Annotated in this window: 15 protein-coding genes; 3 read left to right on the top strand and 12 right to left on the bottom strand. The window is 43.5% G+C overall.

The window, feature by feature from the left end; genetic code table 11:
- Window positions 1–3 precede the first annotated feature (3 nt).
- Entirely contained in the window at window positions 4–402 is a 399-nt protein-coding gene (locus EKM80_RS03580) for a (deoxy)nucleoside triphosphate pyrophosphohydrolase (protein WP_125551753.1), read from the bottom strand.
- A 304-nt stretch (window positions 403–706) separates the two neighbouring features.
- Here EKM80_RS03580 and EKM80_RS03575 point away from each other — a divergent pair, with 304 nt between their 5' ends.
- Window positions 707–1618 carry a LysR family transcriptional regulator gene (locus tag EKM80_RS03575; protein WP_125551752.1) on the top strand — a complete coding sequence of 304 codons (912 nt, stop codon included), beginning with the start codon at window positions 707–709 and terminating at the stop codon, window positions 1616–1618.
- Between the two features lie 136 nt (window positions 1619–1754).
- On the opposite strand, the gene EKM80_RS03570 is transcribed toward EKM80_RS03575, so the two are convergent.
- The 9 genes from EKM80_RS03570 to EKM80_RS03535 form a co-directional block, all read right to left on the bottom strand.
- Window positions 1755–2504 carry a glucose 1-dehydrogenase gene (locus tag EKM80_RS03570; protein WP_125551751.1) on the bottom strand — a complete coding sequence of 250 codons (750 nt, stop codon included), beginning with the start codon at window positions 2502–2504 and terminating at the stop codon, window positions 1755–1757.
- A gap of 83 nt (window positions 2505–2587) precedes the next feature.
- Complete coding sequence (locus EKM80_RS03565) at window positions 2588–3022, bottom strand: Zn-ribbon domain-containing OB-fold protein (protein WP_125551750.1); 435 nt, start codon at window positions 3020–3022, stop codon at window positions 2588–2590.
- An 18-nt stretch (window positions 3023–3040) separates the two neighbouring features.
- Window positions 3041–4321: a thiolase family protein gene (locus EKM80_RS03560; RefSeq protein WP_225418802.1), complete on the bottom strand. Its 1281-nt coding sequence runs from the start codon at window positions 4319–4321 to the stop codon at window positions 3041–3043.
- Window positions 4322–4901: 580 nt separating this feature from the next.
- Window positions 4902–5891, bottom strand: a complete 990-nt coding sequence (locus EKM80_RS03555; protein WP_125551748.1) for an amidohydrolase family protein — start codon at window positions 5889–5891, stop codon at window positions 4902–4904.
- Window positions 5892–5909: 18 nt separating this feature from the next.
- Complete coding sequence (locus EKM80_RS03550; RefSeq protein WP_125551747.1) at window positions 5910–6353, bottom strand: MarR family winged helix-turn-helix transcriptional regulator; 444 nt, start codon at window positions 6351–6353, stop codon at window positions 5910–5912.
- Window positions 6354–6387: 34 nt separating this feature from the next.
- A complete protein-coding gene (locus tag EKM80_RS03545) occupies window positions 6388–6981 on the bottom strand; it encodes a hypothetical protein (protein WP_125551746.1) in 594 nt (197 codons plus the stop codon).
- A gap of 376 nt (window positions 6982–7357) precedes the next feature.
- Window positions 7358–8845, bottom strand: coding sequence for an ABC transporter ATP-binding protein (locus EKM80_RS03540; RefSeq protein ID WP_225418806.1), 1488 nt, complete (start codon window positions 8843–8845; stop codon window positions 7358–7360).
- Window positions 8846–9250 (bottom strand): 6TM ABC transporter family protein, encoded by a 405-nt coding sequence (locus tag EKM80_RS15000; RefSeq protein WP_225418801.1) that lies wholly within the window; start codon window positions 9248–9250, stop codon window positions 8846–8848.
- Between the two features lie 34 nt (window positions 9251–9284).
- On the bottom strand, window positions 9285–9866 hold the full coding sequence (locus tag EKM80_RS03535; RefSeq protein ID WP_164509497.1) for a MarR family winged helix-turn-helix transcriptional regulator: 582 nt from the start codon (window positions 9864–9866) through the stop codon (window positions 9285–9287).
- 222 nt (window positions 9867–10088) lie between these two features.
- Here EKM80_RS03535 and EKM80_RS03530 point away from each other — a divergent pair, with 222 nt between their 5' ends.
- Window positions 10089–11246, top strand: coding sequence for an alpha/beta fold hydrolase (locus EKM80_RS03530; RefSeq protein WP_164509496.1), 1158 nt, complete (start codon window positions 10089–10091; stop codon window positions 11244–11246).
- Window positions 11247–11252: 6 nt separating this feature from the next.
- Entirely contained in the window at window positions 11253–11543 is a 291-nt protein-coding gene (locus EKM80_RS03525; RefSeq protein WP_125551743.1) for a YciI family protein, read from the top strand.
- A gap of 406 nt (window positions 11544–11949) precedes the next feature.
- On the opposite strand, the gene EKM80_RS03520 is transcribed toward EKM80_RS03525, so the two are convergent.
- Both EKM80_RS03520 and EKM80_RS03515 read right to left on the bottom strand, forming a co-directional pair.
- Window positions 11950–12417, bottom strand: a complete 468-nt coding sequence (locus tag EKM80_RS03520; protein WP_125551742.1) for an RrF2 family transcriptional regulator — start codon at window positions 12415–12417, stop codon at window positions 11950–11952.
- 117 nt (window positions 12418–12534) lie between these two features.
- The gene (locus EKM80_RS03515; RefSeq protein ID WP_125551741.1) at window positions 12535–13098 is read right to left on the bottom strand and encodes a helix-turn-helix domain-containing protein; all 564 of its coding nucleotides are present in this window, start codon (window positions 13096–13098) and stop codon (window positions 12535–12537) included.
- Window positions 13099–13121: the final 23 nt, after the last annotated feature.

Below are 13121 nucleotides of genomic sequence, written 5' to 3'. Positions count from 1 at the left end.
CTCTTATAGTCCGTTATTTACTAATTTTTTGGCAGTTGGAATATCTGCTGGTGCCCATGCCAACGTAGCTAATTCCTTGGTTGGTAACCATTTATTTGCGATATGCTCGGTTAATTTAGGCTGCCCGCTGATTAAATGGCAAACAAAGGTAGTCAAATGGACTGTACCAAAATCATATTCATACTGTGTTGATTCATAAATATTTTCATCAACCTTAACTTTAATTAATAATTCTTCGGTTAATTCTCGCTTTAGTGCATTAATTGGGGTTTCCTGCGGTTCAATCTTACCACCAGGAAATTCCCAGTAATTGGCCAACGAGCGGCCTGGTCCTCGCTGTAAACAAAGAATTTTCCCTTCAGCGACAATAATTGCTCCAACAACTTCAATTACTTTTTTCAAAACGAAACCTCTTTCTACGACTATGATAAAAATTTGTGCTTATACTTAGATTAAGTCTTTAATTACAATTGAGTAAAATATCCAACTATATGAAGATAATTATAGCTTAAATGTTATTAGATGGATATGGGCCAATAGGTGTTAATTTGGATTTCAGTGCTTCGACTCTAATGTTCCAACAGACTGATTTCCATCTCCTCACTCAACCATTTCCCCCACCTCAGCACGCTATCTATGCTATGCTAATAATAGCATCTACGAAATCAACTTAAGCCACAAACTTTTAATCAAGGAGTCCTGGGCGATGAACTTATTAAGTTTAAGGTATTTTATTTCTGTAGCGGAATATTCGAGTTTTACCAAGGCATCGGAACATTTATTTGTGACCCAGCCAACATTGAGCCGCCAGATCATGGACTTGGAGGAAGAGCTGGGGGCGCAGCTTTTTGTGCGTAGTCGTCACGAGCTGACACTAACGGAAGCAGGAACCTTACTTTTAAATGATGCCATCGATATTGTTAATCGTTGTGATAGTCTTAAAAATCGAATTAAGCCGGATAAGGAACATCATGCTGGCTTTTTAAATATCGGCTATCAAAGCTTTTTGGATACTAAACTAATGTACAGTGTGCTCAAAGCGATTACCAAGGAACATCCAAATATCGATTTTTCGCTTTTACGTGGTACGCCACCGGAGTTGCAGCAACAGCTATTAACTGATAAATGCGATCTGATTTTTGCACTGAACACTTGTGTGCGTTCACTTACTGGTTTAGAACGGATCAATCTGGAAACAAATCAGTTAAAGATTGCTGTACCGCGCAATCATCGCTTAGCCAATCAAAATTCAGTTGATCTAAAAGATTTGGCTAATGAGGATTTCATTATGCTGGATCGCAAGGTGTCGCCATTTACCGTCGATTATGTGACCAGCCTCTGTATGAAAAACGGTTTTTCGCCTAATGCGACTAGCTATGTGACCGATGCGGAAAAAACGCTGCTGTTAGTTGGTGCGGGCAAAGGAATCACCTTCTTACATTCAGTCAATAAGGTGGCCAATCCTGATATTAAAATCTTAGATATTGAAGGCCTAGACGACGATTTAAATTTTGTCTTAGCCTATAAAAAAAATAATACCAATCCAATGACTGCCCTCTTTGTGGATGAATTATTACGATTGCGCCAAGCTGAATTGCCGCAAAAGCTGGCTAAATAACAAAAAATGAGCTATCCCATAAGTTAATTTATGGGATAGCTCATTTTTCATTGTTACTTTAGTCGTATGCTATAAAGCGATGCCTGATCGCCTTACTAGGCTAATATTCAAGCTTTATAGCGCGCGCTTTTTTGTCCTATTGTGCCGTATACCCACCATCGAGTACAAACTCACTCCCAGTGGAGAAGCTTGATTCATTCGAAGCTAGGAATAAGGCTAAGTTGGCAACTTCCGTGGTTTCACCAAAACGACCCAACGGTACTAGTGGCAAATGTGCTTCGACCAGCTTCTTCTCCGCTGGATCGCCGTCCATTTCTGGTTTGTGGATTGGTCCGGGATAAATCGAGTTCACCCGAATGCCATATTTCTGTTTGGCACAGTATAACGCAGCTGATTTAGAGAGCATCCGCACGCCGCCTTTTGAAGCGGAGAAGGCGAACAAACTTGGATAGCCGATCAGCCCTTCAATCGAGCACATGTTAATGATTGACCCGCCACCGGTATCCTTCATGTTTTGGATGCCATGTTTGACCCCAAACATCACACCGTCCAAATTAACGGATAAGACTTTGTGCCACGCATCTTCGGTAACGTGTTCAGCATCGTTAAAGTCCGCCATTCCCGCATTATTAAAGACAACATCGACTTTGCCAAAGGTGGCGATCGTCTGTTTGAACACTTCGATCCAATCAGCTTCCTTAGCCACGTCATGTTGAACGAACAGTGCAGACGAGCCAAGTTCTTGCAGCGCGTCTTGTCCGACAGCGGCATTCCGCCCAGTAACCACGACTTTTGCGCCTTCTTCAATAAAACGCTTAGCAGTTGCGAGCCCGATTCCTCGTGTACCACCAGAAATTACTGCGACTTTGCCATCTAAACGACCCATGTTGATGTGCTCCCTTCGTGTTGCCAGTTTTTTTCAGAGTAACTAAAAAGCTAACTACCTTTTAGTCACGTTTTAATTAAAGTTTATTTTTTAATTTCAAAGCCAACTGATTTAAAGCCGCCATCTAATTGAATGAATTTAACTTTAGCTTTCAGCGGTAATTGACTGATTAATTCGTCCTTGTTCTCTTCAGTTACCCCGTACAATGCCGCGTGGAATTGTTCAGTGCCGCGTGGAAAATGACCAACGCAAATGCAGTATGGCGATTTATCGACAAAGTAATCATTGGCTTTACGGAAAGTATAATCGCCGCCGACACTGGAATCTTCGTATCTGATTTCATCAATAACAGCTTCGTCGCCCATATCATACCAATCTAAGTTATAACCACCACATTTTTGACAAGTTGGTAATGGTGGCCAAACTACGTCACCACAGTCTGTACACTTCATGCCCAAAACCTTGCCATCCTCTAAACTATCGTAATAAGTTTTTAAAATTGGTCTTAGTTTATACATTGTGATTCCTCCCTTAGCTTATTGCTGGTTTTCAAGTAAGATACCGACTGTGGTGTGACCGCCGCCCATGCCACGGACTAAGCAAGTATTGACTGGCTTAGGTACCTGACAGCCGCCTGCTTCGCCACGCATTTGCAAGATGGCTTCACTGATCATATTGATCCCAGCCGCCCCAAAGGCATGCCCAAAACTTAAATCGCCACCATGGGGATTGATTGGTGTATCGCCATCGAAGCAAGTCCGACCATCTAATTCATACTGATAGCCTTTCCCTTCTGGCAAATAACCAAAGACTTCTGCACTATCTAACTGTTCACCAGAAGTCATAACAGTTGTGACCATTAAATCAAGATCGTCACCTTTAAGGTCAGGTTGGTTCTTATATAAGGCATCCCGCACGTCAACATTCATTTGGTGGAAACAATATGGATGCCGTTGTGTATTTGAAGAGCTGGCATGATCAATGACTGTAACTGCTTTTTTATTTAATTTCTTAGCCATTTCTTCGGAACAAACGATAATCGCACCGGCAGCAACGTTATGCAGCACACTGCCACTTTTACGAATGTACTGCGTGATTTTTGGATTATGGTCGGAGCGCATGTAATCCATCACATCGTCGTAGCCATTTTCTTTAGCGATTTCCGTATATTCTTTGCGCTCACAAGCCCGTGGATTCCGTGAAGCGTTGCGGCGCAAATTAACGGCCATGGCATTATAGGTCTCATCCAGTGTTTCTTCAGAAATACCGTAATGTTTTTGATAGTATTTACCTTGCTCTTCGGTAAGTAAGTTATCACTGACCCCATCGAAGCGATAGTAAGTCGTGTCGAATAGGACACGGCCTGGTGACCACCAACCATCATACTTAGAAATGGGTTGGATCATGTACGCAGGTTGATTACGCGCATTAAAATGTTTTGGTGTTTCCACTCCCGCACACAATACGATGTCTGCTTTGCCAGAAGCAACGGCATTACAGGCTTCGGTGAAGGCAATATAGCCACTGGCGCATGCTTGTTCAATATGGGTGATCGGCTTACCAGCCACACCAGCCCATTCTTCCAAGGAACCAACCATGGCCATCGCGTTACCAGCAGTGACAAAATTGGCAAATTGTGAATAGACAATTTTATCGATATCCTTTGGTTTAACCCCAGCATCGTCCATCGCTTGATGGCATGCACAAGCCCAAAGTTCATAAATCGAAAGACCCTCATATTCAGGATCATCAAAATAGCGTTGACCTAAAGTACTTGTTCCGACAACCGAAACAGGACGGGTGAATTGTTGTTTCATAATAAATGTGCCCCTTTCATTTTAAATCCAACCTAATTCTTGTGCCGACAAAAACACAATTAAAAGTGTGTTAGTTTAGTAAGTGATTCTTTTAGTAAACTTTGTATACGCATACATCATATAATCTTGTAACTGTGCCTCACGGCTAATGTCCTTGACTACAAGTCTAACTATAACCGCCGACCATAAATCTGTACAATTGTTTTTATACATGTAAAACCAAAACAAGTTCTAACATTCACAAAATGTATAGCTAATCGTTTCTATAAGTTATTTTATTGACAGCTTGACAGTCTTCTAAACGATGTCATTCAGTGTGCTGTAGCCGCCACCCTACTGTCTAATGATACTGAAAAAGAACGACTACAGATTTCCAGCAGTTCAGTTTAGCTGATTTGATTCAAAATTATTTGCCCAGTCAGTTAAAAGATGAATACGATCAACAACCGGTAGTAAGCGCCAAAAAATATTGCCAAATATGGCTTCTTAAGTAAAAAAGAAATACTTATCTACTCAAGTAACAGCACAAAAAAGAATCATTACCACGACTTTAGCCAAGAAAGTCGTGATAATGATCCTTTTAACTGGCACATTTGGCTAATTTAAATAACTTCTCTGCCGTGCCATGGGCAAATTGTTCCCGCTCCTGCTCAGTTAAGTCAGCGGTAGTAATGAACTGCCGCACAGCTTCCTTACGTTGAATATAAGGGAAATCCTCGGAGTACATTAAATGATCCGCCCCCATTTCAGTACGGGCTAATTGAAGCTGTGGTGCAGTGTACATCCCAGATGGGGTGATGTAGACGTTACGCTTATAGTAATAGCTGAATTCATGCGGTAAATCCAGCCCAGAGAATGGTAAAAATTCAGACAAACGTTCCATAAACATAGGCACAAATTCACCCCAATGTCCGGAAACAAGTTTCAGCGTGGGATATTTTTCCAACAAGCCGGAAATGATCAGGCGAACCATTTGGACACCTTGTTCCATATGCCAGCCCCAAGCTGCACCACCCATAAAAGTAGCTAATTTAGCGTCATAGGCCTTACTATCATAGAGCATACTCTTCTGGGCATCAGGGATCACGCCGGGATGTAAATAAAGTGGTACCTCCAACTTAGCAGCCATGGCAAAGATAGTTTCAAACTTGGGGTCATCTAAGAACTGACCATTGATCGTGCCGCTGATAATGCCGCCTTTTAAACCTAGCTTGGTCACAGCGCGTTCTAATTCCTGCGCCGCGGCGTCTGGAACGTTAACTGGCAACGTTGCTAGCCCAGCAAAACGGTCGGGATAAGCCGCAATCGATTCCGCCAGCGTATCATTTTGCACCTGACAAGCAGCGACTGTTAACTCATCAGGTAAGACTTGGGCCGAGTTACCGGCATCAGAAACCACCTGCATATCGATACCATATTGATCCATGTATTCAATGTGTTTAGCAAAATTAGTCAACAAGGGCGCTAACATCGCCTGTTGCGGATTATTATTTTTAACCGCTGAATGTGCGTTAAATTGTTCAATATTAGCTGGCGTATCAAAATGTTCCTCAACTGTGATCAACTTCATAAAAATCGACTCCTCTACTTAATTGTTGCTATCATTATTTGTGTGACTGATCTGCTGCAAGGCGTTAATAAAATGCTGCTGATCAGCACCTTGAGCCGTAACTGCCGTTGTCAGTGTCTGCTCCACTGCATCCAAGATTTGAAAAATTTGCGGATAAACGGCGGCACCTTTAGTCGTTAAAACAAGCTGATAAGCACGTTTATCTTGGGGATGCGACCGCCGTTCAATTAAACCTTGGCCAATGAGTTGCTTAACTGCGCGGGTCACATTACTCGGATCAATAAATTCTTTTTCACCCAATATTTTTTGGGTCAGACCTGGATTATCGTGAATTTTTAAAATATAGAAATAATTACTGGCATTCAGGCCGATGCTAGCCAATCGCTGATCCAGCTGCTGGCTAATTTGTCGGCCAGCAATGATCAACCACTTATGAATCGAATTATCACGTGATTCTTGCATGTGGCTACCTCCTATAAATCTTGTACCAAGTAAGTTAGGCTAATGCCCGTGGTGGTGCTAGTTGCGGACCTTCACCACGATGGGCAAGAATCCAATCATCATAGTTCCACATTTCAGAACTTTGCCGACCAGCAGTGTAGTCCCAATAGCTATCGCGCTCAAATTCCAAAACTTCATTGTTGGTGCCTAGGCCGACCCAACAATAATTACCCACATTTTGCGTATCGGCATATTTAGCCCAAATAATTGGGACTGTCATTTTTTTGCCAGTGGCAGCAACATAAGACCGTTCTTGTTGCGACATATTTAAACGCTCAAGCTGTTGCCGATAAGTAGAATCAACATTTTGCCAGACCTTTTCCGCTTTAGCCCAAATTTGCTTTTTTTCTGGAAAGGCGCCAGTGCTCGGATGGATCAACGCATTATAGGCCATGACATAGCCATCATCGCGGCATAACACCACCACACGCTCATGTTCCAAGGCTTCCGTCGGTGAATTAGCCGGTTGATAGCGCAGTAAATGCACGGTTTCATTGTCGCGAGTTACTTGTCGATCATAGACCAACTGGTAATCTGCAGGCAGCGGTAATTCTGAATAAGCTCGACCATTAATTTCCAATGCTGGCATTAATTATCCTCTTTTCATTTACGTCATAACACTCTGACAAGCAGTAGCAAGGACATGCCTTGTTACGAGCAAAGTACATTATGTATCATAATAGTTGCGCACGCAAGTATTTACAACTAAAAATTAGTAATACGCTATAATTTGGGATAATCACGCTATTTTACTGCTACGCTGTGTTCGCTGGACACCAAAAAAGGACAATCATATTGATTGTCCTTTTTAGCAAGTAAATTCTAATTATCCATCATCAAACTGTGCTCTCGACATTTAGCTAGATCTCAGTTGTAAATTTGCTGCCACTTAGCCACGTAACTATTAGCAATAAGCAAATGATTGTCGTCTGCTGTGATCAGACAATAACTCAATTTTTTACCAATTAAGCTAACGCTGGTCCATTTGCTAGATCAGCTTGCTGCTCACTCTCTTTCGTCACCGAAGTAGTTTTCTTTTCCGCACCAAATTGGTCAGCAACATACTCCTGATACAATTTGTGGTGAGCGACCAAGTAATCATGCGTCCCGTGACCACTAACTGTGCCGTTTTCAATAAAGTAGATCTGATCGGCATTAACAATGGTGCTTAAGCGATGGGCAATCACTAGTGTAGTTCGGTTATGCATCAATTGGGTCAACGCTTTTTGTACCATCATTTCCGATGCTGCATCTAAGCTCGCTGTCGCTTCATCCAGCATCAAAATTTGTGGATCACGTAAGAACGCGCGGGCAATGGCAATCCGTTGTCGTTGTCCTCCGGAAAGTTTAACCCCGCGTTCACCGACTTGCGTGTTCAACCCATCAGCCATCTCCGCTACAAAGTCCTTAGCGTAAGCCAGCGCTAATACAGCCCATAACTGTTCGTCAGTATAGTCGCCGGTCAAACCGTAAGTCAGGTTATACCGAATTGTCCCCGCCAAAACCGCGGCGTCTTGACTGACTAAACCAATTTGCTGCCGCCAGTTTGTCAAGTTCACATCCGCAATATTGGTATCACCAATTTTAATGGTACCGCTGTCTGGTTCGTAAAAACGTTCCAATAAGCTATAAATAGTTGATTTACCCCCACCGGAAGGCCCCGCAAAGGCAATCACCGTGTTCGGTTCTGCCTTAAACGACACCTCATGTAAAATCTGCTTATCTGGCTCATAGCCAAAGTCGACATTGTCAACACGCAACACTTGCCCATTAGCATCGATCGTTTCACCAGTCGTTTGATCTTCTTCGGTAGCGTTGATTAGATCCTGGATCCGCTCCGTTGACCCACTCGCCTTGGCAATTGCGGAGAAGAATTGACCTAAAGTCGTAAAAGGTCCAATCAACTGTACCAGGTACATCAAAAACGAGAACATGGTGTCCATGGTCATCGTGCCTTGAGCAACGCGGCCAGCACCATAAGCTAGAATGCCAACGACCATCCCCATCATTGCCATCGTCATTAACGGACCAGCAATTGAATCATAAATAGCTTCCTTTTTGCCAAAATTATAAAGCTGAGCAATTTTTTGATAACCGGATGCCCGTTCAACGGCTTCAGCAGTTGAAGACTTCATTAACCGCGTTTCACCAATAACTTCGTTGGCTTCACCATTAAAACTGGCCAATTCATCCTGCCGTGAAATCGCAATGTTGCGTGATTTTGTCCCAATCGGTAACGCAATCAGAATGACCACCGGCACAACGATAAACATCAGTAAGGTCATCTTCCAGTCCATTAATACCATCAAGACCATGGCCCCAACTAATTGGAGTAAGGAGGTGACCATTGTTGGTAACGTATTCGCCAGCAGATCCTTCACTTGGGTAGAATCGTTGACCAGCCGCGACGAAACTTCCCCTGCTTTATGGTCATCAAAGTAGCTCACTGGCAGTCATAGAATCTTGGCCCACAGAAAATCACGTAGCTTAGCGACCACGTTTTCACCAAAGATGCCCAGCGTTGTGCCCGCAACAGCACTAAAAATGGCACTGAGAACGAACAACGCCAATACACCCACCACCAACATCATATTGACGTGATGACCAAGCTGATTGATCAGCTGTTGGGCGATTTTTGGCACCAGCAATTGCATACTCGTCGCAATTAAGCCTAACACCAAGCCCACCACAAGCTGCCAATAGCGCGGCTTAACGTTACGGATCAAGCCCAAGAATCCTTTAAAATCAAACCCTGACCGCCGGGGTGGGCCTTGAAAGTCTTGTCCTGGTTGCGGGCCTTGAAATTGTCGCCCGCCACTTTGAAAGTCTTGCTGTTGCTCAAATTTTTGTTCTTGCATATTAATTGCCTTCTTTCGCCGTTAGCGGCGGTACTTATTTTTGTTCAAAACCAAAGGGCCAGCCATTGTGACCGCCAAAATCTTCTGGACCATTCGTTTTAGGTTTATTATGGGGCGTTGTTGGCCCCTGCCATGGCGCTTGTTTACCACCACGGTTCCAGCCTTGCGCCCAGCTATTATCTTCAGCCGGCAGCGCGGCTAATACTTTTTTTAGTAGCGTACTTAACTGTTCAACTTCGGCTGCGGACAAACCGGCCAACGTTGCAGCCGTGTACTCGTCTTGGGCATGCAGTAATTTGCGGCCAGCTGTCGTCAACGAAATCAGCATGACTCGCTTATCCGTCGGCGAACTGTGGCGCTCAATCATGGCCACTGCTTCCAACCGACTGACCAATGCACTGACGGAGCTAGGTCGAATATCGAATGCTTCCGCAATCGCTGTATTAGTTAATTCACCTTTGTCCGCCAACAACTGCAAAACCCGCAGCGGGCCGCGCTGGTTTTGTTCCTGGCGCTGTTCTTTCGACTGGGTGCTGGTGATCGCAGCCCCAACAAAACCACGGTGCTGGAATAACTGGCCAAATATTTTCATTAATTCATCTGTTTTTTCAGTCATCATTTAAACTCCTTTTGCTTTTCTATTTAGTTAGTTTTGTTTATATGGCTAACTAACAAAATGAAGTTTACACCGATAGTTAGTTTATGTCAACGATTAGCCTAACTAATTTTCAAAAAGTTTTAAATTAAAACCTTTGTGTTGACGATTTAATTTTTTCGGTGTACTATTGCTGATAATCTATAGATAATAAATATCTACGGATAGAAGGAGATAATGATAATGCCAACTAAACAATCAATTGTTGATCAAAAAGTAACTGAATTAGCCCAGCTAACGCCCCAATTAAGCCGTGCTATGGCCAATACAGGCAAAGAGCTCAATAGTAACGCCATTATTGGCGATCGAAATTGGGCTTTAAATACTTTAGCCTTACTAATCGGTATGGGTGATATGGACGATCAGCTTCAGGTCTACGTTAAGGCGGCCACTGATTCCGGCGCTACAGATAATGAGATTCAAGACGTTTTGAATCTAGCTAGTATTTATACCGGTAACCCCCGCGCAGTTAATGCGGCGCGGGCAATTGCGCCTTATTTAAAGCAAGAAAGTGACCGTCTACGTCCCAATGTTAAGGAAGAACTAATCAATGTCGGTGATCATGAAACCATGGTGTGGGATAACCACGCAGCAGGTTTCCCGATTATCTTAATTCATTGCTTAGCTCTAGATCATCGGACGTGGCGTGAAGTTTACCCTGAATTAGCTAAAACTGGTGCGCGGGTAATCGCTTATGATATTCGCGGCCATGGCTGGGCCCGCAACGCACCGGTAACTAAAGATTTAGATCAATTAGCCCAAGATCTGCATCAACTATTAGTACAATTAGATATTAAACAAGCCGATATTTATGGTGCTTCTTATGGTGGTGCTGTTGCGCAAGCCTTTGCCACTGCTTATCCGGAAGCAACTCGTTCCCTAGCTTTGATTGCCACTGGGTTAAAAGGGTTCCCAGTTTTAGCCCAACGTGCGGTTGCCGCAGAAAAAGACGGTATGGCCGCCCAAGTCGCTGAATCCTTAATTCGCTGGTTTACACCAGAAACTATTGCTCGTAATCCTTGGGAAGTCCGTTATGGTCGTGAGTGTGTCCTACACATTAGCGTCGCCAATTGGGCTGCAGCTTGGCGTGCCATGGCTGCTGGTGACGCCACTGAAACTGCCGGTGCCCTTAAAATGCCCGTTTTAGCCTTAGGTGGGCAACAAGATGCCTCCGCTATTCCACCGATTATGCAACAACTAGCTGCCGCTTACCCGAATTCAAAATTAGTTTCACTGGATCCCGGCACGCACATGATGCCTATGGAGCAACCCCAAGCTGTAGCGGAACAGCTAACCAAGTTCTACCAAACAGTTGAACAAAATAACTTCCAAAAGGATTGATCGTCGATGGCTAAAATTAAGTATTATGTCGTGACCTACACCCATGATGACCTAGTTGGTTGGACCAAGCATTTATTTGCCCACGTCCGTTATTTAAAGCGTCAAATCAAATTAGGTAACTTAATCGTCTCTGGTCCCAGTGATGGCGACCACAAGCGTCAAGCAATTTTAATTTTTGCCGTTAAAAATCAGACAGAACTAACCCAGCTCATTCATTTAGATCCCTATTATCGTCACGATTTAATCACAACCATGACGATTACCCCGTGGAAACCACAGTTTGGTGAGCTAGGCTAACCAATTACAATGCAAAAAGAGAGTGTGCCATAAGACGGTTAGCTCCTGAGCATTAGCCTACTACTCCGCAATTGTAGATATATTAGCAAAGTTCGCTAATATATCCTAGATGCTACGGTCGATGACCATTCTTGTGGCAAAAGCCTTGCCGCAAGAAACATGGCAAGCGGAGGGAGCTGCGACTTGAACTTGCCGTACTTCGGCAATAGTTCAATCGACAACGGGAAGCACGTTCTGCTTAGCGAATAAGTGTTGATTTTGATACTTGGCAAGCAGTGTTTTTAAGAACGAGCGACAGTGTCTTATGGCACACGTTTAAGCTATAATATTTGGCAATAAAAATGGGACTGCGACATAATATTACTTATGTCACAGCCTCGTTTTTTTCTTAATCTGGCGCATATGCTTACTCTTGAGTGGTGATTTGCCGCCAATCAACATAGGCCGCCGCCTCATCGCCTAATAACGCCGCGATGCTAACCTGAGCCAACGTCTTTTTATAATTATCTTCTGCCTGTTGAAATTGATGTCCCACCTCATCGTACTTCTGATTAAACGCCTGCCGATCAAGCTTTAACACATTATCGCGTAAATTATTCCATGAAGCAAAGGTAGCCGCACCCTCAATTGCTTGAAAAACATCTAATAAAGTGATATCAGTCGTTGGCCGCGCTAAAGTTAGCCCACCAGTTTTGCTAGCAGCGGTAGTAATAATTCCCGCCACGGCCAGTTGATGCGTAATTTTATGTAAGTACGAGTCTGAAACCTGCAAAATCTGGCTCAGTAGTTTACTTTTTAAGGGCTGGTGATCAATTTGCCGCGCTAAAATAACCACCACATAGATGGCTTGTTCAACCCCAATTTTAAATTTCATGGTCATTATCCTCTCTAATCGACTGACTTAAGTATAGCGGAATTGCGATACTAATAAATAACACTGGCGCAAAATAACCAATTAAATCAGCTTTCACCACCACTTAAGCCAATTACTTCATTCGAACCAGTCCGGTATGATTGCTGTAAGATCGGCAACCAATGCATCACTAGCTACTGACTTATCGGCGTATAACCCAACATCCGTGAATTCAATAAAGCCAAAAATAAGACTCAACAAGACCTGTACGCGCTGTTTTATCTTTTTTGGATCAGTCTGACTTCTTTGCAAAATCAGCAGCGGAATTTCACGTAATTCTAATATTTTTTCACGAATGGCTTGCTGATCATTGATTTGACTGATCAGATAAAGCATCCCACTAAACGCGTGATTCTGCCGGGAAAATTCAAAGGTGGCGCGGGCAAAAGCCAGCAACGCTTCCTGTCCACTCATGCCGATCACCGCCGCTTGCGCAGTCGCAATCACTTGATCTAAAAAGGCTAAAATCACTGCAATTTGTAACACCTCAATATTGGCAACATACCGATATAGCGTCTGTGGTTGTACCTTTAATTGGCGGGCTAAACCGCGGTACGATAGCGAATTAAAGCCCCCAGCTTGCACCATTGCTAACGCCTCTTGCACCACCATTTCCGTGGTTAAACTTGCTTTACGACTCATTGATCATTACTCCAATCTTTTTG

It is taken from the genome of Loigolactobacillus jiayinensis, from assembly GCF_003946445.1.
Taxonomy (GTDB): domain Bacteria; phylum Bacillota; class Bacilli; order Lactobacillales; family Lactobacillaceae; genus Loigolactobacillus; species Loigolactobacillus jiayinensis.
This window is presented reverse-complemented; position numbering and strand designations above follow the sequence as displayed.